Origin of the sequence: Pseudorhodoferax aquiterrae (assembly GCF_014652235.1) — a bacterium.
Classification (GTDB): domain Bacteria; phylum Pseudomonadota; class Gammaproteobacteria; order Burkholderiales; family Burkholderiaceae_C; genus Pseudorhodoferax; species Pseudorhodoferax aquiterrae.
In genome coordinates this window covers 1-25,933 of sequence record NZ_BMYK01000021.1, presented here as the reverse complement: position 1 = coordinate 25,933, position 25,933 = coordinate 1, and the positions used below count along the sequence as shown (strand labels likewise).

Annotated in this window: 22 protein-coding genes; 14 read left to right on the top strand and 8 right to left on the bottom strand. The window is 71.2% G+C overall.

The window, feature by feature from the left end; all coding sequences use genetic code 11:
- Positions 1-5 precede the first annotated feature (5 nt).
- From upp to IE209_RS24460, 6 genes are all read right to left on the bottom strand, one after another.
- Complete coding sequence (gene upp / locus IE209_RS24485) at positions 6-635, bottom strand: uracil phosphoribosyltransferase (RefSeq protein WP_114469240.1); 630 nt, start codon at positions 633-635, stop codon at positions 6-8.
- Between the two features lie 29 nt (positions 636-664).
- Positions 665-1,942: a URC4/urg3 family protein gene (locus IE209_RS24480; protein WP_189689508.1), complete on the bottom strand. Its 1,278-nt coding sequence runs from the start codon at positions 1,940-1,942 to the stop codon at positions 665-667.
- 73 nt (positions 1,943-2,015) lie between these two features.
- Positions 2,016-3,311 carry a GTP cyclohydrolase II gene (locus tag IE209_RS24475; RefSeq protein WP_189689507.1) on the bottom strand — a complete coding sequence of 432 codons (1,296 nt, stop codon included), beginning with the start codon at positions 3,309-3,311 and terminating at the stop codon, positions 2,016-2,018.
- 152 nt (positions 3,312-3,463) lie between these two features.
- Complete coding sequence (locus tag IE209_RS24470) at positions 3,464-3,694, bottom strand: hypothetical protein (protein WP_189689506.1); 231 nt, start codon at positions 3,692-3,694, stop codon at positions 3,464-3,466.
- 160 nt (positions 3,695-3,854) lie between these two features.
- Positions 3,855-5,333, bottom strand: coding sequence for an amidase (locus IE209_RS24465; protein WP_189689505.1), 1,479 nt, complete (start codon positions 5,331-5,333; stop codon positions 3,855-3,857).
- 146 nt (positions 5,334-5,479) lie between these two features.
- Positions 5,480-7,003 carry a helicase HerA-like domain-containing protein gene (locus IE209_RS24460; protein WP_189689504.1) on the bottom strand — a complete coding sequence of 508 codons (1,524 nt, stop codon included), beginning with the start codon at positions 7,001-7,003 and terminating at the stop codon, positions 5,480-5,482.
- A 71-nt stretch (positions 7,004-7,074) separates the two neighbouring features.
- Here IE209_RS24460 and IE209_RS24455 point away from each other — a divergent pair, with 71 nt between their 5' ends.
- From IE209_RS24455 to IE209_RS24395, 13 genes are all read left to right on the top strand, one after another.
- Positions 7,075-7,794: a YebC/PmpR family DNA-binding transcriptional regulator gene (locus tag IE209_RS24455; protein ID WP_189689503.1), complete on the top strand. Its 720-nt coding sequence runs from the start codon at positions 7,075-7,077 to the stop codon at positions 7,792-7,794.
- Between the two features lie 194 nt (positions 7,795-7,988).
- Positions 7,989-9,281, top strand: a complete 1,293-nt coding sequence (gene purD / locus IE209_RS24450; RefSeq protein WP_189689502.1) for a phosphoribosylamine--glycine ligase — start codon at positions 7,989-7,991, stop codon at positions 9,279-9,281.
- The gene (gene hemF, locus IE209_RS24445) at positions 9,278-10,195 is read left to right on the top strand and encodes an oxygen-dependent coproporphyrinogen oxidase (RefSeq protein WP_189689501.1); all 918 of its coding nucleotides are present in this window, start codon (positions 9,278-9,280) and stop codon (positions 10,193-10,195) included. The genes purD and hemF overlap by 4 nt, the downstream gene beginning before the upstream one ends.
- 11 nt (positions 10,196-10,206) lie before the next feature.
- Positions 10,207-10,806 carry a nicotinate (nicotinamide) nucleotide adenylyltransferase gene (gene nadD, locus IE209_RS24440; protein ID WP_189689500.1) on the top strand — a complete coding sequence of 200 codons (600 nt, stop codon included), beginning with the start codon at positions 10,207-10,209 and terminating at the stop codon, positions 10,804-10,806.
- Complete coding sequence (rsfS, locus tag IE209_RS24435) at positions 10,803-11,507, top strand: ribosome silencing factor (RefSeq protein WP_189689499.1); 705 nt, start codon at positions 10,803-10,805, stop codon at positions 11,505-11,507. The genes nadD and rsfS overlap by 4 nt, the downstream gene beginning before the upstream one ends.
- Positions 11,508-11,525: 18 nt before the next feature.
- Positions 11,526-12,005, top strand: coding sequence for a 23S rRNA (pseudouridine(1915)-N(3))-methyltransferase RlmH (gene rlmH / locus IE209_RS24430; RefSeq protein WP_145549448.1), 480 nt, complete (start codon positions 11,526-11,528; stop codon positions 12,003-12,005).
- Between the two features lie 12 nt (positions 12,006-12,017).
- Positions 12,018-12,620 carry a Maf family protein gene (locus tag IE209_RS24425; RefSeq protein ID WP_189689498.1) on the top strand — a complete coding sequence of 201 codons (603 nt, stop codon included), beginning with the start codon at positions 12,018-12,020 and terminating at the stop codon, positions 12,618-12,620.
- A 227-nt stretch (positions 12,621-12,847) separates the two neighbouring features.
- Positions 12,848-13,147 (top strand): hypothetical protein, encoded by a 300-nt coding sequence (locus IE209_RS24420; protein ID WP_189689497.1) that lies wholly within the window; start codon positions 12,848-12,850, stop codon positions 13,145-13,147.
- A 77-nt stretch (positions 13,148-13,224) separates the two neighbouring features.
- A complete protein-coding gene (locus IE209_RS24415) occupies positions 13,225-13,683 on the top strand; it encodes an SRPBCC family protein (protein WP_189689496.1) in 459 nt (152 codons plus the stop codon).
- 18 nt (positions 13,684-13,701) lie between these two features.
- Positions 13,702-14,706 (top strand): aminotransferase class I/II-fold pyridoxal phosphate-dependent enzyme, encoded by a 1,005-nt coding sequence (locus tag IE209_RS24410; protein WP_189689495.1) that lies wholly within the window; start codon positions 13,702-13,704, stop codon positions 14,704-14,706.
- Between the two features lie 101 nt (positions 14,707-14,807).
- Positions 14,808-16,313 (top strand): ribonuclease G, encoded by a 1,506-nt coding sequence (rng, locus tag IE209_RS24405; RefSeq protein WP_189689494.1) that lies wholly within the window; start codon positions 14,808-14,810, stop codon positions 16,311-16,313.
- A gap of 165 nt (positions 16,314-16,478) precedes the next feature.
- A complete protein-coding gene (locus IE209_RS24400) occupies positions 16,479-16,703 on the top strand; it encodes a hypothetical protein (RefSeq protein WP_189689493.1) in 225 nt (74 codons plus the stop codon).
- On the top strand, positions 16,700-19,819 hold the full coding sequence (locus tag IE209_RS24395) for a bifunctional diguanylate cyclase/phosphodiesterase (RefSeq protein WP_189689492.1): 3,120 nt from the start codon (positions 16,700-16,702) through the stop codon (positions 19,817-19,819). The genes IE209_RS24400 and IE209_RS24395 overlap by 4 nt, the downstream gene beginning before the upstream one ends.
- A 20-nt stretch (positions 19,820-19,839) precedes the next feature.
- Here the strand turns inward: IE209_RS24395 and IE209_RS24390 are convergent, their stop codons facing one another.
- Together IE209_RS24390 and ligD are read right to left on the bottom strand one after the other, a co-directional pair.
- Entirely contained in the window at positions 19,840-20,529 is a 690-nt protein-coding gene (locus IE209_RS24390; protein ID WP_189689491.1) for an extensin-like domain-containing protein, read from the bottom strand.
- A gap of 39 nt (positions 20,530-20,568) precedes the next feature.
- Positions 20,569-23,937 carry a DNA ligase D gene (gene ligD / locus IE209_RS24385; protein WP_189689490.1) on the bottom strand — a complete coding sequence of 1,123 codons (3,369 nt, stop codon included), beginning with the start codon at positions 23,935-23,937 and terminating at the stop codon, positions 20,569-20,571.
- Positions 23,938-24,285: 348 nt separating this feature from the next.
- Here ligD and IE209_RS24380 point away from each other — a divergent pair, with 348 nt between their 5' ends.
- Complete coding sequence (locus tag IE209_RS24380; RefSeq protein WP_189689489.1) at positions 24,286-25,818, top strand: sensor histidine kinase; 1,533 nt, start codon at positions 24,286-24,288, stop codon at positions 25,816-25,818.
- The last annotated feature ends 115 nt before the right edge of the window (positions 25,819-25,933 follow it).

The following is a 25,933-nucleotide window of genomic DNA, read 5'->3' as shown; positions in this document are numbered from 1 at the left end:
GCCGGCTACTTGGTGCCGAAGATGCGGTCGCCCGCATCGCCCAGGCCGGGCAGGATGTAGCCGTGCTCGTTGAGCTGGCGGTCGATCGCGGCCGTGTAGATCGGCACGTCGGGGTGCTCCTTCTGCATGGTGGCGATGCCTTCGGGGCAGGTCAGCAGGCAGACGAACTTGATCGACTTGGGGTTGAGCTCCTTGAGCCGCTCGACCGCGGCGCTGGCGGAATTGCCGGTCGCCAGCATGGGGTCGACGACGATGATGTCGCGCTCGTGCATGTCCTGCGGCATCTTGAAGTAGTACTCCACGGCCACCAGGGTCTTGGGGTCGCGGTACAGGCCCACGTGGCCCACGCGCGCGCCCGGCACGATGTTGAGCATGCCCTCCAGGATGCCGTTGCCCGCGCGCAGGATGGAGACGAACACCAGCTTCTTGCCGTCGATCACGTTGGAGCGCATGGTCTCCAGCGGCGTCTCGATCTCGATCTCCTGCATGGCCATGTCGCGCGTGACCTCGTAGGCCATCAGGCTGGACAGCTCGTTGAGCAGCCGGCGGAAGGTGTTGGTGCTGGCGTCCTTGCGTCGCATCAGCGTCAGCTTGTGCTGCACCAGGGGGTGGTCGATCAGGTGGACATTGGACATGGCGGCTTCTTTATTGGTTTGAGGTGAAACTAGAAAACGGTGCCATCGCTGGCGATCTGCAGCGGCGGCAGGCCCCCACGCAAGCGCTGGGCCAGCACGCGCCCCATGGCCCAGGTGCCGCCTTCGAGCACGCAGGCCAGCGGCAGCTGCGCTGCGGGCACGCCGAGCCGGGCGCGCACGATGGGCGCCAGCTCGTCGAGCAGCGCGACGGTCAGGGCCCGCCATTCCACCACGGGTTCGTCGCCGGGCTGCCAGCTGCGCTGGGCCAGCGCAGGGTCGCGCAGCGCCAGCACGCCGGCATCGAGCAGCAGGCCGCCGTTGCGGTACTCGGGCAGGCCGGTCAGCGCATCGATGCCGTCCACGTGCACGCCGGCCCACTGGAAGGGCTCGAGCAGCGAGTAGGTCAGCCACTGCGAGAGCTTGTGGAACGGCATCCAGCCGGCGGTGAGGCCGGGACCGGACACGGCCTCGTGGCGCCAGCAGTCGCCCAGCGGCTGGGTGCCGATGCTGTTCTGCGCGGGCCAGATGCCCGACAGCGACATCAGCAGCTGCGAGAGGATGTCGTGCGCCGCCACGGTGGCCGTGGGCGCGATGCCGGTCGGCCCCAGCGGCGCGATCAGCATGTCGAACAGCCCGCCGGGCCGGCCCTGCGGGCCGAACACCTCGGGCTGGGCCGCGAGCGCCTCGCCGAGCTTGCGCAGCAGCAGCACGCGGCCCTCCAGCCCGACCAGCGGATTGGAGGTGCCGACCTGGAAGGCCTGCGCCAGCCGGTCCGGCACCAGGCCGCGCAGCCCGGCCGCATCGACTTGCAGCGGGTGGGCCGGGTCGCTGGAAAACAGCCCGCCCAGGAAGGCATGCCAGCTGGCCACGCCCAGGCCTTCGGAGCGCGCGAAACGCTGGCCGCTGGCGGCTTCGAGGTAGCTCCAGTCCGGGCCGGCGCCAGCGTCCAGCAGCACACTGACCAGGGCCAGATCGATCATGGCGCGGGCCCGCGCGGGCGGATCCAGCGGCGCGAGCCGCGCGTCCAGTTCGGCCTTGCGGTCCACGCCGCCCGCCTCGAAATGGCGCCAGCGGCTGTGGAACGGGATCTTGAGGTCGGGGTAGCGCTGGCGCGTGAGCGCGGCCACGTCGGCCGCCGCTGTCTGCAGCGCGTCGTCGTGCACGAGGAACCAGCGCGAGGCGCCGACGCGCGCGCGCTCGAGCAGCTGGCGCGCGCGGGTGCGCACCGCGAGCGTGGTGCGCAGCGCCGTGGCCGCGCCTTCGGGGTGTCCGGTGTCCAGTTCCAGGGAGGTGCCGTCGAACGTCATTGGTACCCCCTTCGGCCTGTGGCCTGTCCCCCTGAGGGGGAGCGAGCTTGCTTGGGGCGGCCCGGCGCGGCGCTCATGCGTCCAGCCCCCGGCCCTTGGCCTTCTTGAGTTCCTCGGCATCGGGCACCACGCCCGGCGTGAAGTAGCCGGCCGCCATCTTGGCGTCCATCTCCACGCGGGCATCGGCAGGGATCAGCTCGTCGGGGATGTTCACGCGCACGCCGACCTCGATGCCCGCGCCCGTGATCGCGTCGTACTTCATGTTGCTCATCGAAACCAGTCGGTGGATCTTGCGGATGCCCAGCCAGTGCAGCACATCGGGCATGAGCTCCTGGAAGCGCATGTCCTGCACGCCGGCCACGCACTCGGTGCGGGCGAAGTACTGGTCGGCCGTGTCGCCGCCGACCTGGCGCTTGCGCGCGTTGTAGACCAGGAACTTGGTGACCTCGCCCAGTGCCCGGCCTTCCTTGCGCGAATAGGCCACGAGGCCCACGCCGCCGCGCTGCGCGCCCTGGATGCACTCCTCGATGGCGTGCGTGAGATAGGGCCTGCAGGTGCAGATGTCCGAGCCGAACACGTCCGAGCCGTTGCACTCGTCGTGCACCCGCGCGGTCAGCTCCACGGCGGGGTTGGCCAGGTCGCGCGGGTTGCCGAAGATGTAGATGGTCTGCCCACCGATGGGGGGCAGGAACACCTCCAGGTCCGAGCGCGTGACGAGTTCAGGGTACATGCCACCCGTCTCCTCGAACAGCACGCGGCGCAGATCGGTTTCCGAGCAGCCGAAGCGCCTGGCCACGCCGGGCAGGTACCAGACCGGCTCGATCGCGGCCTTGGTCACCATGGCGGCGCCGCCCGCGGTCAGGAACTTGCCGTCGGCTTTCAGGCGGCCCTTCTGCAGCGCCTCCAGCACCTCGGGCAGGATCACATGGGCCTTGGTCACGGCGATGGTCGGACGGATGTCGTAGCCGGCCGCCAGTTCGGTCGCGAAGACATCGGCCACCGAGGCGCCCCAGGGGTCCAGGCTCACGATCTTGCCGGGCTCGCTCCACTGCGGGTAGGGCCCGATCAGGTCGGTCGGCATGGTGTTGGTGAGGTCGGCCTTGTGCTGGCGCGAGAGCGCGCCGGCGGCCACGGCCAGCGCGCGGTAGACGCTGTAGGAGCCGCTGTGCGTGCCGATCACGTTGCGGTGGGCGCGCTTGGATGTGGTGCCGACCACGGGGCCGCGTTCGGCGGCGGTGGGTGCGTCCCAGCGGATCGGCAGGGCGCCGAAGCCGCCGCTATGCGAGGTCAGCCGGATGTGGCCCGCGGCCGGTTTGGGGCCGGCCGCGGGGGAGGGTGTGGGGGTGGCAGCGTCGGCTTCTGCAGACATGGTCGTTCCTCGAAAGGGACCGGCTGCGCAGAAACGCGCAGCCGGCCTGCTGGCCCACCGGATGGTGGTGTCTGCCAAGCATAGCGACTCGCCGGACGTTGATGCATGTGATGCTGCGGCGCGGTGTGCATCCGCGCCACAGCGGGCCGCCATCAGGCCTTGTGCGCGGCGGCGGTCTTCTTTCCGGCGTGGCTGGTCTTGTGGCTCTTCTTCTTGGCCACGGTCTTCTTGGCCGGCGTGGTCTTGGTGGCGGCGGGGGCCGCATCGGCGGGGGCGGTGGCTGCGGCCGGAGCGGCAGGGGCGGCTGCCGGGGCCTGGGCGAAGCTGGCCGAAGCGGCCAGGGCCAGTGCGGCGGCGGCGATCAGGGTCTGGGTGCGGGTCATGGTGTGGTCCCTCGGTGGGCAAGACTCGTGGCAACTCCGAGTCGGTCGAGTGGGCCGGGCATGTGCCCGGCTTGGAACCACAACGCGGCTGGCCGCGGGCGCAGGGACAGCGCGCGCGCCGCCAGATGACAGATGCAACAAAGCCGGCGCCGAAAACCTGCTAGCCCTGGCCGGCCGTCACGTGCACGCCGGGCCTGCGCCCGTCGTTCCAGCGCCCGCCGATGGCGCGCTCGATCTGCGCGGCCAGCTGCAGCAGCAGGCCGTCGCCGGCCTGGCGCGTCTGCGCGTGCATGCCCAGCGGCAGGCCGTGCTCGTTCCAGGCCAGCGGCAACGAGATCCCCGGAATGCCGCACAGGTTGGCGATCGGCGTGTAGGCGAAGTTGCGCCACAGGTTCTCGAACCAGTCGTGCACCGACGGGTTGTCGCTCGTCGTCAGGTACTCGGTCGTGCCCACGCGCGGCGTGGGCAGCGCGGTCACGGGCGAGAGCAGGATGTCCCAGTCCTCGAAGAAGCTGCCGAAGCCGCGCGCCGTGCTGTTGAACGCGGCCTGCATCGCGAAGCGCTGGGCATAGCTCGCGTCGCGGCCGGCTTCCCAGATCTTGATGTTGATGGGCTCGACCTTGTCGGCCGGTGGACGGTCCAGGCCCAGCGTGCGCAGCATGCTTTCGATCGTCTGCGCGAAGTTGCTGATGTAACAGAAGGTCTGGGCCTCAAAGGCGGCGCGGATGTCCACGACCGGTTGCGCCCATGCGACCTCGTGGCCCAGGCCTTGGAGGAAGCGACCCACGCGCTCGAGCTCGCCGGCGATGTGCGGCGTGGCCGCGAAGTCGCCCCACTGGTGGACGAGCGCGATGCGCAGCCGGCCCGGGTCGCGCTGGATCAGATCGGCATAGGGTTCGGGCGCGCTCCAGTAGGGCATGAACTCGCCCGGCGCGCCGCCGCGGCAGTGGTCCACGAAACTGGCCATGTCGCGCACGCTGCGGCTGATCGCGCCCTGGGTGGAGACCAGGCCGGACAGGTCCGACAGGCCCGGCGCGATCGAGAACACGCCGCGCGAGCACTTCAGGCCGATCGCGCCGTTGACACCGGCCGGGATGCGGATGGAGCCGCCGCCATCGGTCGCATGGGCGATCGGCACCACGCCGGCCGCCACCATGGCGGCCGAGCCGGCCGAGGAGCCGCAGGTCGTGTAGTCGAGGTTCCAGGGGTTGCGCGTGACGAAGAGATCGTTCTCGACCGAGCTGCAGACGCCGAACTCGGGCGTGGTCGTGCGGCCGATGATGTTGAGCCCGGCCTGGCGCAGCTTGCCCGTGAGGAAGCTGTCGGCGCTGGCGCGGTTGCCCTGCATGAGCTGCGAGCCCATCTCCTGCAGCCGGCCCTTGAGCGTGGGCCCCAGGTCCTTCATGAGGTAGGGCAGGCCGGCGAAGACGCCGTCCGGGTGCATGCCGTCCTTGAGCGGATCGGCGACCACGTCGTCGAAGACCTCGACCACGGCGCTGGTGGGGCCGTTGGTCAGCGCGATGCCGGCCGCGGCCTGGGCCGCGAGTTCGGAGGGTGTCAGTTCGCCGGCGCGCACGCGCGCGGCCAGGGCCGTGCCGTCGTGCGCGGTCCATTCGTCCCAGGACATCGCGAGCGTCATGCCAGGGGCTCCTCGGGGGTGTTCGACAGGCTGTTCATGGGGTGTTTCCGTCAGTTCAGGGGTAGGGTGTCAAGGCGACGGTGCCGCGCGCCTTCCGCGGAGCGGCGGGGTGGCGGGCGCCACCGGCGTCCAGGCCGTCCAAGGCGTCAGCGCTTGCGGCCGCCGAAGATGCCGCCCAGCACGCCGCGCAGGATCTCGTTGCCGATCTTGGTGCCCATGGTGCGCATGGTGGACTTGGCCATGGTCTGCACCAGCCCGTCGCGCTTGCCGCCGCGCGGGCCCGTGGAGCCGAACAACAGGTCGTTCAAGCCGTCCATCATGGTGCTGCCCGCGCCGCTGTCCTGGCGCGCACCGGCCGTCGCCCTGGCGTCGGCGGCACCGGCCGCTGCCTCCTCGGCGCGGCCCTTGAGTTTCTCGTAGGCCGACTCGCGGTCGACCACCTTTTCGTAGACGCCGGCCACGAGCGAGCCGGCGATCAGCGCCTGGCGCTGCTGCGGCGTGATCGGGCCGACCTGGCTGCCCGGCGGCAGCATGTAGGCGCGTTCGGTGATGCCGGGCCGGCCCTTGGCGTCGAGCAGGCTGACCAGGGCCTCGCCCACGGCCAGCTCGGTGATCGCGGCCTCGATGTCCAGGCCGGGCTTGGGCCGCATGGTGCTGGCCGTCGCCTTGACGGCCTTCTGGTCGCGCGGCGTGAACGCACGCAGCGCATGCTGCACGCGGTTGCCGAGCTGGGCCAGCACGCTGTCCGGAATGTCCAGCGGGTTCTGCGTCACGAAGTACACGCCCACGCCCTTGGAGCGCACCAGCCGCACCACGAGCTCGATGCGCTCGACCAGCACCTTGGGCGCCTCGTTGAACAGCAGGTGGGCCTCGTCGAAGAAGAACACCAGCTTGGGCTGTTCCGGGTCGCCGACCTCGGGCAGCTGCTCGAACAGCTCGGACAGCAGCCACAGCAGGAAGGTGGCGTACAGCCGCGGTGAATGCATGAGCTTGTCGGCCGCCAGCACGTTGACCATGCCATGGCCGTTGCCGTCGGTCTGCATGAAGTCGGCGATGTCCAGCATGGGCTCGCCAAAGAACATGTCGCCGCCCTGGCCCTCGATCTGCAGCAGGCCGCGCTGGATCGCGCCCACGCTGGCCGCGCTGATGTTGCCGTACTCGGTGGTGAACTGCTTGGCGTTGTCGCCCACGTGCTGCAGCATGGCGCGCAGGTCCTTCAAGTCCAGCAGCAAGAGGCCGCTGTCGTCGGCGATCTTGAACACCAGGTTCAGCACGCCGGCCTGGGTTTCGTTGAGGTTGAGCATGCGGGCCAGCAGCAGCGGCCCCATGTCCGAGATGGTGGCGCGCACCGGGTGGCCCTGTTCGCCGAACACGTCCCACAGCTGCACGGGGCAGGCCAGCGGCGTGGGCGGGGCGATGCCGCGCTCGGCCAGGATGGCGGCCATCTTGGCGTTGGGTGTGCCGGCCTGGCTGATGCCCGTGAGGTCGCCCTTGACGTCGGCCATGAACACCGGCACGCCAATCCTGGAGAAGCTCTCCGCCAGCGTCTGCAGCGACACCGTCTTGCCCGTGCCCGTGGCGCCGGTGATCAGGCCGTGCCGGTTGGCCAGTCCCGGGAGCAGTGCGCATTCGGTGGTGGCGTTCTTGGCGATCACGAGCGGCTCGGCCATGGCAGGGGGTCCTTCAATCGAAAAGTAAAATCCGCGCCCGAGATTAAATCAGACCGATCAAAGGATTCTTCGTGGCCGGACACAGCAAATGGGCGAACATCCAGCACCGCAAGGGCAGGCAGGACGAGAAGCGGGGCAAGATCTGGACGCGCTGCATCCGCGAAATCATGGTGGCGGCGCGCCAGGGCGGTGGTGACCTGTCGGCCAACCCGCGCCTGCGGCTGGCGGTGGACAAGGCCAAGGCCGCCAACATGCCGGCCGACACCGTCAAGCGCAACATCGACAAGGCCACGGGCAACCTCGAGGGCGTGAGCTACGAGGAGATCCGCTACGAGGGCTACGGCATCGGCGGCGCGGCCGTCATCGTCGACACCATGACCGACAACCGCGTGCGCACGGTGGCCGAGGTGCGCCACGCCTTCAGCAAGTACGGCGGCAACATGGGCACCGAAGGCTCGGTGGCCTTCCAGTTCAAGCATTGCGGTCAGATCGTGCTGGCGCCCGGTGCCGACGAGGACAAGGTCATGGAAGTCGCGCTGGAAGCCGGTGCCGACGACGTGGTCACCGACGAGGACGGCGCCATCGAGGTGCTGACGGCGCCGGCGGCCTTCGAGACGGTCAAGAACGCGCTGGAAGCCGCCGGCTTCACGCCCGAGCTGGCCGAAGTGACCATGCGCGCCGAGAACACGGTCGAGCTCACGGGCGATGACGCCGAGCGCATGCAGAAACTGCTGGACGTCCTGGAAGACCTGGACGACGTGCAAAACGTGTACCACAACGGGGCGCTGTGAAATGAAGCCCCCCCGTTTGGATTTCTCACTGCGTGTAGAAATCCCATCCCCCCTCCAGGGGGCGCCGCGAGCGCCCGGGCAGAGCCCGTTGCGCCGCGTCTGCTGGCATGGCCTGCTCCGCGGCCTTCCGAGCAGCGGCTTGCGTGCCGGTTTCGTGTCTTGCGGATGGCGCGCCAGCGCCGTGGAAAACTGAGATGAAAGTTCTTGTGATCGGCGGCGGTGGCCGCGAGCACGCGCTGGCCTGGAAGCTGGCGCAATCGTCCCGCGTCACGCGCGTGTACGTGGCGCCCGGCAACGGCGGCACGGCGCTGGACGAGCGGCTCGTCAATGTGCCCATCACCGATGTGGTGGCGCTGCGCGAATGGGCGCAGAAGGAGCACATCGCACTGTCCGTGGTCGGCCCCGAGGGCCCGCTGGCGGCCGGTGTGGTGGACGAATTCCGCGCCCACGGCCTGCGCATCTTCGGCCCGACCAAGGCCGCGGCGCAGCTGGAGAGCTCCAAGGCCTTCTCCAAGGCCTTCATGCAGCGCCACGGCATTCCGACGGCCGAGTACCAGACCTTCAGCGATCCCAAGGAGGCCCATGCCTACGTGGACGCCAAGGGCGCGCCCATCGTGGTCAAGGCCGACGGCCTGGCGGCCGGCAAGGGCGTGGTCGTGGCCACCACGCTGGCCGAGGCGCACGAGGCCATCGACTTCATGCTGGTCGACAACCCCCTGGGCGTGGCGCACAACGAAGGCGGCGCGCGCGTGGTGATCGAAGAGTTCCTGCAGGGCGAGGAAGCCAGCTTCATCGTGCTGTGCGACGGCAAGAACGTGACAGCCATGGCCACCAGCCAGGACCACAAGCGCCTGCAGGACGGCGACCAGGGCCCCAACACGGGCGGCATGGGTGCCTATTCGCCCGCGCCCGTGGTCACGGCCGACGTGCACGCGCGCGCCATGCGCGAGATCATCCTGCCGACCATCCGCGGCATGGAGAAGGACGGCATCGCCTACACGGGCTTTCTGTACGCCGGGCTCATGATCGACGCCCAGGGCCGGCCCAAGACGCTGGAGTTCAACTGCCGCCTGGGCGACCCCGAGACCCAGCCGCTGCTGATGCGCCTGAAGTCGGACCTGTTCGAGGTGTTCTGGGCCGCCACCGAGCCCGGCCCGCACGGCAAGCTCGACCAGATCGAACTGGAATGGGACCGCCGCATCGCGCTGGGCGTGGTGCTGGCCGCGCACGGCTACCCGCTGACGCCGCGCAAGGGCGATGCCATCACCGGCCTGCCGGCCGCCGAGGCGGATGCCGTGGTCTTCCACGCCGGCACCCAGCGCGACGCCGACGGCACCGTGCGCGTGAGCGGCGGCCGCGTGCTGTGCGTGACCGTGCTGGCCGACAAGGTCAAGCTGGCCCAGCAGCGCGCCTACGAGGTCGTGCGGGCGATCAACTTTGACGGGATGCAGTACCGCCGCGACATCGGCCACCGCGCCGCGAGATGACGACCAGCGCCTCTGCGCATTTCGCAGCCTGGCTGCGTGGCCTGCAGGAGGAAATCTGCAGTGCCGTCGCCGCGGTGGACGGCGGCCGCTTCGTGACCGACCCCTGGACCAAGGGTGCCGACGAGGTGCTGCAGGGCGAGGGCGTCACGCGCATCCTGGAGAACGGCGCCGTGTTCGAGCGCGCCGGCTGCGGCTTCTCGCATGTGCGCGGCCCGAAGCTGCCGCCCTCGGCCACGCAACACCGGCCGCAACTCGCGGGTGCGCCGTTCGAAGCCATGGGCGTCTCGCTGGTGTTCCACCCGCGCAACCCCTACGCGCCCACCGTGCACATGAACGTGCGCATGATCTCGGCCGGCCACCCGGGCGAGCCGCCCGTGTGCTGGTTCGGCGGCGGCATGGACCTCACGCCCATCTACGGCTTCGAGGAGGACGCACGCCACTTCCACCAGGTCTGCCGCGACGCGCTGGCGCCCTATGGCGAGGACAAGTACCCGCGCTTCAAGCAGTGGTGCGACGCGTACTTCTTCCTCAAGCACCGGCAGGAGGCGCGCGGCATCGGCGGCGTGTTCTTCGACGATTTCTCCGAACTCGGCATGGAACGCAGCGCGGCCATGACCCGGGCCGTGGGCGCGGCCTTCCTGGGTGCCTACCTGCCGATCCTCGCGCGCCGCAAGGACATGGCCTGGGGCGAGCGCGAGCGCGCCTTCCAGCTCTACCGCCGCGGCCGCTACGTGGAGTTCAACCTGGTGTGGGACCGCGGCACGCACTTCGGCCTGCAGTCCGGCGGGCGCACCGAGTCCATCTTGCTGTCGATGCCGCCGCAGGCCGCCTGGTCCTACCGCCACACACCCGCGCCCGGCTCGGCCGAGGCGCAACTGACCGAGCACTTCCTGGTGCCGCGCGCTTGGGTCTGAGCCTTCCCACCATGCTGCGCGTCGGCGTCTATGGCGGTGCCTTCGACCCGCCGCACAACACCCACGTGGACCTGGTGCGCGCCGCCATGTCCCAGTGGCGGCTGGACCGCATGCACGTGCTGCCCACGGGCCAGCCCTGGCACCGTCCCACGCAGCCGACCGCTGCCGTGCACCGTCTGGCCATGGCCGAACTGGCGTTCGAGGGCATCCCGGGCGTGGTCGTGGACGCGCGCGAGACCGAGCGCAGCGGCCCCAGCTATACCGTGGACAGCCTGCGGGAACTGCAAATCGGCTATCCTCGCGCCCGGCTGCACCTCCTGATCGGTTCCGACCAGGCGCGTGCATTGACCAGTTGGCACGAGTGGCAGGAGATCGTGAAGCTGGCAACCCTGTGCGTCGCCGCCCGCGTGGACGACGCCGCGCCGCAGGGCCAGGTGCCCGACCTGGCATTGCCGGGCGCGACAATCGACTTCCTCCACACCCATCCGGTGGCGACCAGCGCCACCGACATACGCCAGCGCGTCGCGGCGGGCCAGGGCATCGCCCATCTGGTTCCGCCCGCCGTTGCAGGCTATATTGACCAACACCACCTCTACCGTACCGCTCGATGACCACTGGCCCCACCACGGAATCCGCCGCCAAGAAAGACACCCAGAAGCTGCAGAGGTCCATCATCGATGGCCTCGAAGACGTCAAGGCGCAGGACATCCAGGTCTTCAACACCGAGCACCTGTCCCCGCTGTTCGAGCGCGTGATCGTCGCCTCGGGCACTTCCAACCGCCAGACCCGTGCGCTGGCCGCCAGCGTGCGCGATGCGGTGCGCGAGGCCGGCTTCGCCAAGCCGCGCGTGGAAGGCGAGGACAACGGTGAATGGATCATCGTGGACTGCGGCCCGGCCGTGGTCCACATCATGCAGCCCAGCATCCGCCAGTACTACCACCTGGAAGAGCTGTGGGGCGACAAGCCGGTGCGCCTGAAGCTGGGTGCGCCCAAGCCCGCCGCACCGGCGAAGGCGGCCGACAAGGCGCCGGCCAAGAAGGTCGCCGCCAAGAAGACCGCGGCTGGCAAGACAGCTGCGAAGAAGGCCAGGCCCGAACCCGAATACGCACCCGAGCGTCCGGTGATCGCCGCGCCCGCCAGGAAGAAGGCGCCCGCGAAGAAGGCCGGTGCGCCGGCCCAGGCCGCCGCTCCCGCCAAGAAGGCCGTGGCCAAGAAGACGCCGGCGAAGACCGCCGTGAAGACCGTGGTCGTGGGCAAGCCTGCGGCGAAGAAGGCGGCGCCGGCCAAGAAGGCCGCTGCACGTCGCACTTGATTCGCCGCTGATCTACGCGTGAAGCTCGTCATCGTGGCCGTGGGCCTGCGCGTGCCCGACTGGGCGCAGACGGCCTACGACGACTACGCCAAGCGTTTCCCTGCCGAACTGCGCGTCGAACTGCGCGCCGTCAAGACCGAGCCGCGCGGCTCGCGCACCGTGGCCCAGATGCAGGCCGCCGAGCGCGAGCGCATCGAAACCGCCATCGCCTCGGCCGTCGGCCGCAATGCCCGCGTGGTCGCGCTCGACGAGCGCGGCACCGCGCTGACCACGCAGGCCCTGGCCACGCGGCTGTCGACCTGGCAGCTCGAAGGCGACGGCGTCGCCCTCGTGATCGGCGGGCCCGACGGCCTGGAGCCGGCCTTCCGCCAGGCTGCGCACGAGCGCATCCGCCTGTCGGACATGACCTTGCCGCACGCCATGGCGCGCGTGCTGCTGATCGAGCAGCTCTACCGCGCCTGGTCCATCAACGCCAACCACCCCTACCACCGCGAGTAGGGGCGCTGCCCCATGCCGGATTTCGTCTACCTCGCCTCGCAGAGCCCGCGCCGGCGCCAGTTGCTCGACCAGATCGGCGTGCGCCACGAACTGCTGCTGGCCGCGCCCGGCGAGGATGCCGAGGCGCTCGAGGCCGTGCGCGGCCGCGAGGCGCCGGCGCGCTACGTGCAGCGCGTGACGGCCCTGAAGCTCGATGCCGCCGTGGCGCGCCTGCGCACGCGCGGCCTGCCGGAGGCGCCCGTGCTGTGCGCCGACACCACGGTGGCGCTGGGTTCCACCATCCTCGGCAAGCCCGAGGATGCGGACGATGCGGCCCGCATGCTGGCCGCGCTGTCCGGCCAGGCCCACCGCGTGCTGACGGCCGTGGCCGTGCAGCACGGCGGCCAGAGGCTGCAGGCCCTGAGCGTGTCCGAGGTCTGTTTCGACAGCCTCACGCCCGCGCAGATCGCCGCCTACGTGGCCAGCGGCGAGCCGCTCGGCAAGGCCGGCGCCTATGCCGTGCAGGGCAGGGCGCAGGCCTTCATCCGCACCCTGCGCGGCAGCTACACGGGCATCATGGGCCTGCCCCTGTTCGAGACCGCGCAGCTGCTGCGCCAGGCGGGCGTCGATTGCTGAAACCCCGGCGCCGGACTTGTCCCGGCCGCCTGTGGATATTGCTGGGGACAGGCTTGGGAGGGGCTGGCGCACCACCAGCATCCATGCGGCCTGCCACAGGATTGCCCGGTTTTTGGGCAGCCGGCATGCTGTGGAAGATCGGCCACCGCAGCGCCCGGCGTGCCCTCTGCACCCGCTCGCACACTACACTCGCGCCACACCAGACCGACCCAGAACAAGGAGCCGCCGTGACCACCGCCAAGCCTGCCCGCACATCCGCCACCGCCAAGTCGAAAGCCGCCGCCCCCGCGCGCAAGGCAGCGGCCAAGCCCGCACAGGCCGAAGCCCTGTTGCCCAACATGACGCGCGACGCGCTGGGCGAAGTCACCGAGACGCTGGAATTCATGTGGTCCGCCACCCAGGCCGTGTTCGGCGAGAAGGCCAGGCCCGAGCATGCGATCTCGCTGCTGCCCTACGCGCTGGACGCGCTGGAGGTGCGCCGTCTGCTGGCCGAGGACGTGGCCAAGCAGGCCAAGCGCAAGCCCTGATACGCCTTGTCGATTTCGGCCCGCACCACGCGTCGTGGAGGCAGAGGGTCGTCCTCGGCTTGATTCAGGAGCACCGCATGTCCGCTTCCACCCACACCGTCCGTCTGCACCGTGTGCTGCGCGCGCCGCCCGAGCGCGTCTACCGCGCCTTCATCGAACCCGAGGCCATGGTCAAGTGGCTGCCGCCGCACGGCTTCACGGCCAAGGTGCATGCCATGGACGCGCGCGTGGGGGGCAGCCACCGCATGTCGTTCACGAACTTCACGACGGGCAGCAGCCACAGCTTCGGCGGCACCTACCTGGAACTGGTGCCCGGCGAACTGCTGCGCTACACCGACCGCTTCGACGATCCCAACCTGCCGGGCGAGATGCAGGTCACGGTGCGCCTGGCCAAGACCCTGGTGGGCACCGAAATGCACATCGAGCAGCAAGGCATTCCGGCCGTGATTCCGGCGGCCGCCTGCATGCTGGGCTGGCAGGAGTCGCTGACGCTGCTGGCGCAGCTGGTCGAACCCGAGATTCCCGACGGCGCATGACGGCGACCCGGCCGCGCCATGGACGCTGACACCGCGGTGGCGGCCCGCGTGCACGGCGGGCCGGACGCCGACGGCCCGGCCGCGAACGATTTCTCGACCAATGCCAACGCCTGCGGGCCATGCCCCGCAGCGCGCGCGGCCTTGCAGGCTGCCGATCCCACGCGCTATCCCGACCCCGGCTACGGCGCCTTGCGCGAGCAGCTGGCCGCCTTCCACGGCGTGGCGCCGGCGCGCGTGCTGGTGGCGGCCAGTGCCAGCGAATTCATCATGCGCATCAGCGCGGCCGTGGCCCGGCCGGGCGCCGCCGTGCGGGTGCCGGCCCATGCCTATGGCGACTATGCCTGGGCCGCGCGCGCGCAGCGGATGGCCGTGCACAGCACGGATGCGCCGGCGCAGCTGGTCTGGGCCTGCGAGCCCTCCTCGCCGCTGGGCCAGGCCCATGCCGGCCTGGCAGCGCAGCTGCAGGCCCTGGCGCCGCAAGTGCCGCTCGTGCTGGACTGCGCCTACGCGCCGCTGCGCCTGGCCGGCGCGGCATCGCTGGACGCCGCGCAGCGTGAGCAGGTCTGGCAGCTGTGGTCGCCCAACAAGGCGCTGGGCCTGACCGGCGTGCGCGCGGCCTACGCGATCGCGCCGCTGCGGGCCGACGCGCCGTTGCTCGCGCGGCTCGCGGAGCTGGCGCCGTCCTGGCCGCTGGGCGCGCACGGCGTGGCCATGCTGCAGGCCTGGACCGGCCGCGCGGCGCAGGACTGGCTGGCCGCCAGCCTGGCGCAGCTGCGCGCCTGGAAAACACGCCAGGCTGCGCTGTGCGCCGAGCTGGGCTGGCAGGTGCTGCACAGCGATGCCAACTTCTTCTGCGCCCGCCTGCCCGACGCGGCGCGCCCGGCAGAGGACCTGGCCCGGCTGCGCGCGGCTGGCGTGCAGTTGCGCGACTGCGCTTCCTTCGGCCTGGCCGGCCATGTGCGCCTGGCCGCGCTGGCACCCGCCCACCAGGATGCGCTGGCGCGGGCCTGGCCGCGGCGCTGAGCGCGTACGATCCAGACCCGGACAACAGAACAACGAGGAGCGGCCGCGCGCAGCCCCGCCGGCATCCGGCGGTCGCGCGCGCGCTCCACAGCAAGGAACGCATGCAGCAGGACATCCTGATCAACTGGTCGCCGCAGGAGACGCGCGTGGCCATCGTCGAACACGGCGCGGTGCAGGAGCTGCACCTGGAACGCACGCTGGAGCGGGGCCTGGTCGGCAACGTCTACATGGGCAAGGTGGTGCGCGTGCTGCCCGGCATGCAGTCCACCTTCATCGACATCGGCCTGGAGCGCGCCGCCTTCCTGCACGTGGCCGACCTGCTGCCCAGCGCGGCCGGCGTGCGTGGCGAGGGCGAGCCGGCGCAGGCGCGGCCCGGCGCGCATGGCCACGGCCAGGTGCCGATCGAACGCCAGGTCTTCGAGGGCCAGGCGATCATGGTGCAGGTCATCAAGGACCCGATCGGCACCAAGGGCGCGCGGCTGTCCACGCAGATCAGCATCGCCGGCCGGCTGCTGGTGTTCCTGCCGCAGGACGAGCATGTGGGCGTGTCGCAGAAGATCCCCGCAGCCCAGCGCGAGGACCTGCGGCGCCGGCTGCAGGCGCTGGTGGGCGATGCCGCCAGCGGCGGCGGTGGCGGCTTCATCCTGCGCACCAACGCCGAGGACGCGACCGATGCCGAGCTCGCCGAGGACATCGCCTACCTGCGCAAGGCGTGGGCGCGCACCAAGGCCGCCGCGCAGAAGCTGCCGCCGGCCTCGCTGCTGCACCAGGACCTGGACCTGCTGCAGCGCGTGTTGCGCGACCTCGTGACCGAGGAGACGCAGAGCATCCGGCTCGACTCGCGCGAGCAGTTCGACAAGCTGCAGGCCTTCGGCCGCGAGTTCATGCCGGCGGCCACGCAGAAGCTGCAGCACTACAAGGGCGAGCGGCCGATCTTCGACCTGTTCTCGATCGACGACGAGGTCGCCAAGGCCCTGGGCCGGCGCGTGGACCTCAAGTCCGGCGGTTACCTGATCATCGACCAGACCGAGGCCCTGACCACGGTGGACGTGAACACCGGCGGCTACGTGGGCGCGCGCAACTTCGACGACACCATCTTCAAGACCAACCTGGAGGCCGCCGGCGCCATCGCGCGCCAGCTGCGGCTGCGCAACCTGGGCGGCATCATCATCGTGGACTTCATCGACATGGTGCGCGACGAGCACCGCAGCGCCGTGCTGGCCGAGCTGCGCAAGCAGCTCGGGCGCGACCGTGTGAAGACCACCGCGAGCGGCTTCTCGCCACTGGGCCTGGTGGAGATGACGCGCAAGCGCACGCGCGAATCGCTGGCCCACATGCTGTGCGAGCCCTGTGCGATCTGCCGCGGCACCGGTGCCGTGAAGACCGCGCGCAGCGTGACCTACGACATCCTGCGAGAGATCCTGCGCGAGGCACGCCAGTTCAACCCACGCGAGTTCCGCGTCGTGGCCTCGCCCAAGGTGGTGGAGCTGTTCCTGGACGAGGAGAGCCAGCACCTGGCGGGCCTGTCGGACTTCATCGGCAAACCGATCTCGCTGCAGGCCGAAAGCGCGATGGGGCCGGAGCAGTACGACATCGTGCTCCTGTAGCACCGCCCCATCCCCGCTGCCGGCATGCCGCCACAGTCCCGCCACATTCGCTCGCGGGATCTCCCCACAATGGCGCAACGCGGGTCCTGCCGGCCCGTTTCGCAAGGGGAGGGCAGCGTGAATTTGTCAGTGATCGCGACCGGAGCGTCGGCGGAGCAGAGGGCCATGGGCGCCAGGGCGGCCGCCCACGTGCTGCGCAGCGCGGGCCTGAGCCCGGAGGCGGCCTACCGCGCCCATGAACAGCTGGTGCAGGCCACGCAAACGGCTGCCCCGGACACCAGCCCGGCCATGGTGCGCGCGGCGCGCGCCTGGCAGATCGCGGGCCGCGCGGCGATGGTGGCCTGCGGCGGCTTGGCCACGGCAGACTTCCGTCTGCTGCCAGGACCGTGAGGCGTCGCGGCCCCGCACCGGCGCCTGCCCCGCGTCCCACCAGCCGCATCCGGCGGGCATGGCGTGGCCGTTCGCTGCCATGGCGGCTCACGGCCGGATTCGTCGCCTTCGCCGCGGCGATCCTGGTGCTCGGCAGCCTGGCCTATCGGCAGGCCGAACGATGGAGCGAGCAAGCCGCGGTGGACAAGCTGCGTGCCACCGTGCAGCTCGGTGCCCGCAGCATGAACGCATGGCTGGCCGAACGCTTTGCCGATGCCGACGTGTTCTCCAGCAGTGCCAGCATGCAGCACGTGCTGCGCCATGCGATCGGCGACGGCGACAGCACGCACGAGGACGAAGAGATCCGCCATTCCCTCGAGTCGATCCGTCTGCGCTACGGCTACACCTCGGTCAGCATCGTCGACACCGAGCAGAAGCTGGCCGTCTACGCCGCCGGCGCCCGGCCGGACGCTGCGGACATCGCGCTGGCCGCCGGCGTGCTGGTGGGCGATGGCGCACGCTGGATCGACTTGCCGCCGACCGTCTCCGGCCACGCCTACCGCGCCGCGGTGGTGCGCCGCATGGCCGACGGTGGCCCGCTCGCACGCTTCGTGTTCTACCTCGAGGTGCAGCCCGTGCAGCTCGTGCGGGCGCTGGCCGAATCCGGCCCGCGGGTGTTCGACGGCAAAGGCATCCTGATGCGCGTGCAGGACGGCCGGCCCGTGCGTTTCGCCAGCGTCGACGGCCCTGCCGGCCCGGCGCTGGCGGTCTTGCACGATGGGGTTCCCGGCAGCATCGAACACCGCCTGCTCACTGCACCACAGTCCGTGGTGCAGGGGACCATGCGCAGCGGCGACCGTGCGATGGCCGTGCGCGAAGCGTTGTCGCTGCCGGGCTGGTACCTGGTCGGCGTGCTCGACGAGACGGAAATCCTGGCGGGCCTGCGCGAGCCGACCCGGCTGGCCGTGCTGGCCTATGGCGTGCTGTTGCTGCTGGGGGCGGCCGGCCTGGCGTTCTGGCTGCGTGCAGAACGCCGCCACCATTTCCGGCGGGAAGCCGAGATGGCCGCCTTCTACGACCAGATCCTGCGCCACGGCGACGCCTTGTTCGTGCTCAACGACTGGCGTGGCAAGGTCGTCGACGCGAGCGCCTCGGCGTTGACGGCCTTCCGTCTGGCGCGCGAGCAGATGATCGGCAGCGACGTGATGGCGCTGGCGCCCGACAGCGAGCGCGCGGCCGTCCTGCAGATGGTCGAGGGGATGCAGCCCGGTGACTCGCGCCGCTTCACGGGGCGGCGGCGCCGATCCGACGGCAGCACCTTCTTCGTCGAAGGCCGCGTGGGGCTGCTGGAGATCCAGGGCCGCCGCTACTTCCACAGCGTGGCCACGGACGTCACGCAGGCGCGCGAGCTGCAGGCCCGCATGCAGCAGGCGGCCAGCGTGTTCGAACTCGCGCCGGCGGCCATCGTCGTGTGCAACAAGGCGCTGCAGGTGGTTTCCGTGAACCCGGCGTTCACGGCCATCACGGGCTACGCGCCCGAAGAGGTGCTCGGTGTCCGGGTCGAGGCGCTCGCCACGGGCGCCTACCCTGAGAAGAACGCCTTGATGGTCGCGCAAGTGCTGCAGAACGACTTCTGGGAAGGCGAGCTGATGGGCCGCCGCAAGAACGGCCAGATCTATCCGCGCCACATGCTGGCTGCCGCGCACCGCGACGCGTCGGGGCAGGTCTACCAGTACGTCGGCATGTTCACCGACCTCACGGCCCTGCGCGAAGCGCAGACGCGGGCTGCGTTCCACGCCAACCACGACCAGCTCACGCAGCTGCCCAACCGGCGCTGTCTCGATGCCGCGCTGCCCGCCCTGGTCCGCGAAGCGGCCGAGCGGGACCGGAGCCTGACCGTGGTCATGCTCAACCTGGACCGCTTCAAGTCCATCAACGAATCGTTCGGACTGTCCGAAGGCGACAGGATGCTGATCGAGCTGGCGCGGCGGCTGCAGGCCTCGTTGCCGCCGGGCAGGCTGTACCACTTCGGCGCCGACGAATTCGTCGGACTGCTCGAAGGGCCGCCGGTCGGCCACGCGCTGACCATCAACCGCATGCTGGAGCTGGCGTGCGGCAAGCACACGGCGGGCCACCATGCCATCACGCCGTCGGTCAGCGTGGGCGTGGCCAGCTACCCCGAACTGTCGCAGGACGCCGAATCGCTGCTGCGCAATGCCAGCGCGGCCCTGACCACGGCCAAGGCCCGGGGCGGCAAGACCTGGCAGCTGTACGAACCGGCGATGAACGCCTCGGCGCACGACGACATGCTGCTGGCGGTGGAGCTGCAGTCGGCCATCGAGCACCGCCAGCTCGAACTGCACTACCAACCCCAGGCGCGCCTGGCGAACTGGTCCCTGACCGGCGTCGAGGCGCTGCTGCGCTGGAAGCATCCGCGGCGCGGCATGGTGCCGCCCGCGCGCTTCGTGCCCATCGCCGAAGCCTCGGGGCTCATCGTCGAGCTGAGCCAGTGGGTCCTGGAAGAGGCCTGCCGGGCCTGGGCCGCATGGCGCGACGCAGGTCTGCTGCCGCCTGCGGTCGCAGTCAACGTCTCGGCCCTGCAGTTCAGCCGCCCTGGCTTCGTCGAGCAGGTGGAGCGCACGATGGCGCGCTTCGATGTCGCACCGCACGGCCTCGTGCTGGAGCTCACGGAAAGCCTGATCATGGAGAGCTCCGAGGCCGCCATCACCACCATGCAGCGCCTGTCGGCGAGGGGCGTGCGCATCGCGCTGGACGACTTCGGCACGGGCTACTCCAGCCTGAGCTACCTCACGCGGTTCGCGCTGGACAAGCTCAAGATCGACCGCTCCTTCGTGCTGCCGATCGGAACGTCCAAGGGACAGGAGGCCGAGGCCATCGTGCAGTCGGTCGTCTCCATGGCCAAGGCCCTGCGGCTGCGCGTGGTCGCCGAAGGTGTGGAAACCGAAGAGCAGGCGAATTTCCTCAAGGACTGCGGCTGCGACGAGATGCAGGGCTACCTGTACGCCAGGCCGATGCCCGACGAGGGGCTGCGCGCCTTGCTGCAGACCACCTTGCCGCTGCGCAGCGCGGCCACCCCTTCCGGCCTGCAGCCGCTGTTCGACCGCGCGGCACCCTGAGCCCGCGCGGGCCGGGCCCCTCAGCGGCAGACCTGAAACGGGCCCCGGTCCAGGTGGAAGTGGTCGTGGTGGGCCTGGTTGTAGTCCGGCCCCAGCACGCCGCTGAACAAGCCGCACGCTCCGCGGTGGACCGCTTGCAGGAAGGCGGCGCTGCTGCCGCCATCGTCCCAGCCGCCCGCCACGCGGACCCGGCGCCCGTCCTCGAGGACGAAGGCCGCGACATCCAGGGCATTGGCCGTGGCGTGCTCGCTGCGCCGCCCGGCGCCGCTGCCGGCGATGTCGCGGCAGGCGTAGCTGCCCAGGTGCTCCAGCCGGCGCACCGGCATGCCGAAATGCCGTTGCGCTTCGGGTTGGACCACGTGGCGTTCCCAGAGCGCGGTGGCGGCCGCCGCTGTGCAGCGCAGCGTGAAGGGGCGGCCGATGTCCAGCGCGGTGCGCTGCACCTGGACGGCATCGCGCAGGCCGCAACCCGCGGCGTTGTCGCGGTCGGGCACCGGATGGAAGCGCCATGGCGTCTGTGCCAACAGCGCCATGCAGGCTTGTGGCTGGGTGGACAGGCGCTGCAGCTTGTAGCGCGTGAGCCAGTTCGGCGCGTCGGCGTAGCGCAGCGGCGCCCAGGGATTGTGTCGCTCTGGCAGGGACCACAGGCGCCCATGGGTCGCAGCGGCCAGCGCGGCGCCGAGCAGCACGCAGGCGAGCGGCCACCGCATCAGGGGCATCCGGTCGCACAGACGCTGCCGGCCATGCTCTCAACGCGCCGCGGCACGGTCCAGCGTCCTGCGTGCGGCGGCCAGGCCCTGGCGCGTCGACCAGTAGTCGTGCCAGGGATCCTGCTGCTGGAAGCTCAGGTACTCGCGCGCGGTGGCGATGGTCCACTGCGCGCCGTTGCGCAGCTCGGCCAGCTGCTCCCAGGCCACCGGCATGGACACGCCCAGGCCGGGGCGCGCACGCGCCGAGAACGCGGCCGCGGTGGTGGCACCGTGGCCGTTGCGCAGGTAGTCCACGAACAGCTTGCCCACGCGGTTGCTGGGCCCGCTCTTGGCAACGAAGCGTCCCGGAATCGTCCGCGCCAGATGCCGCACCACGGCCTGCGAGAAGTCCTTCACTGCGTCGTACTCCAGCCGCGGCGCCAGCGGCACCACCACGTGCAGGCCCTTGCCGCCGGAGGTCTTGAGCCAGCATTGCAGGCCGAGCTCCTGCAACAGGGCCCGCACGAGCAGGGCGGCCTCCTGCACCTGCTGCCATGGCGTGCCTTCGCCCGGGTCCAGGTCGAACACGATGCGGTCGGGCCTGGCGATGGTGCGCGCGCGTGCGTTCCAGGTGTGGAACTCGATCACGTTCATCTGCGCGCAGGCAAGCAGGGCCTGCGCCGTGGACACTTCCAGCAGCGGCGCATGCCCCGGCCACAGCCGCTCGGTCAGCTTGCGCACGTGCGGGATCGCGAGCTTGTCGTCGTGCTTCTGGAAGAACAGCTCGCCCTCGACGCCCGTGGGCCCGCGCACCAGCGATACCGGCCGGCCCTTCAGGTGGGGCAGGATCCACTCGGCCACGCTCTCGTAGTAGCGGACCAGGTCGACCTTGCGCAGGCCGCTGGACGTGTCGATCACGCGCTCCGGGTGGGTGAGCTTGGCGCGGCCGGCGCCGGTCCTGGGCGGCGGGTCGGCACCGAGCGGGCGCGGCCGCTCGCGCACGACCAGCGCTGCCGGCTTGTCGGTGCGCAGCCCGCGCCAGACCGCATGGCGCACCTTGCCGTCCGGCGTCCACTCGGAGAACGCCACCTCGACCACCACCTGCGGCTGCACCCAGCGCTCGCTGCCGGCCGCGCGGCGCGACCAGCGGCCGGGCAGGGCGTCCTCGGGGGCCACCGCGGGCCGGTCGGTCCGCAGGCCGACCAGCCTGGCGCGCAGCGCGCGCCCCGTCTCCGCGCCCCAGCCCGTCCCGACCGAGCCCGCGAAGCGCAGCGCCGTGCCTTCGTGGTAGCCCAGCAGCAGGCTGCCCACCTCGCCGGGCGCGCCGGCGCGCTCGGTGAACCCCACGACCACGAACTCCTGCCGGTGCTGGCACTTGAGCTTGAGCCAGCTCTCGCCGCGGCCGGGTGTATAGGCGGCGTCCGCGCGCTTGACCATCACGCCCTCCATGCCCATGCGGCAGGCGGCCTCCAGCAACTGCCCGGGCTGCACGTCGAAGGACTGGCTCAGGCGCACGGTGCCCCCGTCGCCGCGTGCCGCGAACCGCTGGCGCAGCACCTCGCGCCGGCTGGACAGCGGCAGTTCGCGCAGGTCCAGGCCGTCGAGGTAGGGCAGATCGAAGACGAACAGCACGATCTCGCCGGTGCTGGCCTTGTCGATGGCGTTCTGCAGGCGGTTGAAGTCCGGCAGCCCGGCATCGTTCAACACCACGATCTCGCCGTCCAGCCAGGCGCTGCCGAGCCCGAGGTCGGCGACGGCGCGCGCGATCGGCGCGAGCCTGTCGGTCCAGTCGTGCCCGTTGCGGGTGAACAGCCGCACCTGGCCCGGTGCGACGCGCGCCAGCAGCCGGTAGCCGTCGAACTTGGATTCGACGATCCAGTGGCCCGGGGGGACCGAGGACACGAGCGTGGCCAGTTGCGGCTGCAGCCGGGCGGGCAGGGGCGCGCGGCGGGCCTCGCGCAGGTCGACCGTGCCGGGTGGCGGCGGCGCGGGCCGCCGCACGCGCTGCGGCTCGCGCTCCTCGACCAGGCCGAGCGGCTGCGCGACCACGCTGTCCGGCAGCGCCGCGATGACGTCGTACTCCGTGCCCGGTCGGGCCCAGGCGTCGCCGCGCTTCTTGAAGAACAGCCACTGGTCCTGCGCCTGCGCGCCCGGCTTGGAGATGCGCACCAGCTCCCACAGGCCGGCCAGCTTCTGGCCATGCAGGTGAAAGACCAGCTTGCCCTGCGCCAGGCCCGCGCGGGCGTCGCCGACGGGTTCCCAGCTGCCATGGTCCCAGACGATCACCTTGCCGGCGCCGTACGCGCCTTTGGGGATGCTGCCTTCGAAACGGTTGTACGCGATGGGGTGGTCCTCGACATGGATCGCCATCTGCTTGGCGGCCGGGTCGTAGGACGGTCCCTTGGGCACGGCCCAGGACACCATGACGCCATCGAGCTCCAGGCGCAGGTCGTAGTGCAGGCGCGATGCCCAGTGTTTCTGGATCACGAAGGCCAGTGCTGCGCCCGCGGCGCCGCTGCGGCCGGGCACCGTGCCGGCGGGCTCGGCCGTCCTCGAAAAGTCGCGCTTGGCGTGGTAGCGGGCGAGCGGCGCAGCGGCATCGGCAGCGCGCTCCGGCGCGCTCTGGCGGCGGGCCGCGGTGCGTGCGGGCCGCTTGGCCTTGGCGAGACCGAGTTCCGCCCAGACCGGGGCGTGGTCGCTGGCGCCCTCCCTGCCGCGCTCGTCCCGGTCCACCCCGGCGTCGCGCAGCACCAGGGACGCGCCCACCAGGATGTGGTCGATGCGCAGCCCCGCATCGCGCTCCCAGCGCTTGCGGCGGTAGTCCCAGAACGTGAACTGGCGGCCACCCGGATGCATGCGGTCCACCGCGTCGGTCCAGCCCTGGGCCAGCACGGCCGCAAAGCGTTCGCGCGCCTCGGGCCGCAGCAGCGCGTTGTCGCGCCAGGTGTCGGGCTTGTAGATGTCGGCATCGGTGGGCACCACGTTCCAGTCGCCCATCAGCACCACGGGCTGCCCCGAGTCCCACAGGGCTTGCGTGCGCGCCTGCAGGCGCGCGAACCAGCGCAGCTTGCGGTCGAACTTGGGCCCCGGCTGCGGGTTGCCATTGGGCAGGTACAGGCAGGCGAACAGCACGCCGTGGATGGCCGCTTCGACATAGCGGGCCTCCTTGTCCGTCGGGTCGCCCGGCAATGCGTTCAGCACCGGCAGCGGCTCGGCCCCGCGCGCCAGCAGCGCGACCCCGTTCCAGCTGCGCTGGCCGACCACCAGGCTGTGGTAGCCGGCGGCCGTCAAGGCCTGGGTCGGGTAGTCCGCGGTCGTCGTCTTGAGTTCCTGCAGGGCCAGCACGTCGGGCTGCGCACGGGCGAGCCAGTCCAGCAGCAGCTCCAGCCGCTTGCGGACGTTGTTGATGTTCCAGCTGGCGACGCGCATGCGTGCAGGCGGGCGCGCGCTTGCGCGGCCTGCGGCCGTCAGCGGCGCGGGCCGGCTGCCGCCGTCCTGGCGCTCTGCCTGGCCTTGAACTGCTTCCACAGGAAGCCGGCCACGGCCATGAGGATCATCTTGCGCATGTTGTGCTCCCGTCGCTGTCTTGGGTGGTTGGTCCGCAAGCCTGCCCGTCCCGCGCGGGCCACCGTGTAGGCTGGTGGTGGCAACTCGTGTCGGCGGCGGCGGCGTCCCGGCGCAGCCGCGGCTGCCGATGCGCTAGGCTCGCACAACGCTGCAACACCCCCGGCAGAGGCAAGCGTGCCGCTGCGGGGACATGGCGGGCACGGAAGCGTGATGGCAAACCTGGGTTGGCAACGCACAGTGGCGGGAAGGGATGGCCTGTGGCGCACGCCTGCGGCGCATCTGGCGCTGGCGCTGCTGGCGGCCGGCTTGGCCGCGTGCTCGCTCGCGGGCTGGTGGCTGGACCGGCCGATCCTGACCACGCTGGTGCCTGGCCGGCCGGCGCTCTCGCCCATGACCGCCGTGCTCATGCTGGTGGCCTGCGCGGCGGCCTGCGCACTGCGGCGACGGCCGCCGGCCGCTGCCGCCCTGGCCGGCGTGCAGGCGGCATGCGGTGCAGGCATCGTGCTGGCGCACCTGGCCGACATCCCGCTCACGAGCGGCCTGCGGCTGCCGTGGTGGTCCTCGGCGCTGACGGGTGCGCTGTTCGCGCTGTCCGGCCTGGCGAGCCTGTTGCTGGCCCTGGGGCGGCTGGCCTGCGGTCAGATGCTGGCCTGCGCCGTGCTGCTGTTCACCGGGCTGGTGGGCCTGGGCCATGCGTTTCCCGGGGCCGATCTGTACGCCTTCATGCCGGGGACCGGCGTGGCCTTGCCGACGGTGCTGGCATTCGGTGCCCTGTCGGCCAGCCTGCTGCTGGCCCGCCCGCACGGCGGGGTCGTCGGCGCGCTGACGTCGCGCAACACGGTCGGGCGCTTCGGCAGGCTGCTGCTGCTCGCCGGCGCAGCTTGCGTGCTGTTGGTGGCGGCCCTGGTCATCGTGGCCCGGCGCGTCGCGGCCTTCGATGCGGAAACCGCTGTACTGCTGGTCGCCTGGAGTGCCGTGGCGGTGCTGTGGGGCATGCTGTGGGCCCTCGCGGTGGCGGTGCAGCGCGCCGAACTGGCGCGCGTGCAGGCGGAGCGCGAACGCGACGAGATGCGCCAGCTCGTGGCGGCCGCCGTCACGCACGACCTGCGCAGCCCCTTGCAGACGGCGGTGGTCTCGGCCTCGCTGCTGCAGCGGCTCGTGACCGGGCCGCAGGCCGAGGCGGCGCTGGCGCGCTTGCAGCGCAGCAACCGCAGACTGGACCGCCTGCTGCGCTCCTTGTTGGACACCTTGTCGCTCGACGCGGGGCGGCCGCTGCGGCTGCAGGCGTGCTTCGTGGAATGCCAGGCGCTGCTGGCCGAAGTGGTCACCGAGAACGAGGCCGCCCTGGGTGCGCGCGTGGCCTGGGAAGGTTCGGCCAGCGGCTGGTGGGACCGCGACGCGCTGTTCCGCGTCGTCGAGAACCTGTTGCTCAATGCCGTCAAGTACGGCGCGCCCGCCAGTCCGATCTGGTGCCGCCTCGCCACCACTGCCGACGGCAGCACCGTGCTGACCGTGGAGAACCTCGGCACGCCGATCGCCCCGTCCGACCGCGAGGCGATCTTCCGTCCCTTCGCGCGCGGCCAGGGCACGGCGCACAAGGGCTGGGGCATCGGCCTGGCGTTCGCGCATGCGGTGGCGCTGGCGCATGGCGGCGCGCTGCGGCTCGTCCGCTCGGATGCGCAGGCCACCGTGTTCGCACTCGAGCTGCCCGCGGACGCACGCGCCAAGCTCGCGTCGAAATAACCGCCTGCGCTCCTAGTGTGCCGGGCCGAAGCCGAAGTACCGGCCGCGCGCGGGCGCGCCGGCCAGGCCGTCCGCGGCGGGGCGCTGGTGCCCGCGCGGCGCGGGCGATGCCCAC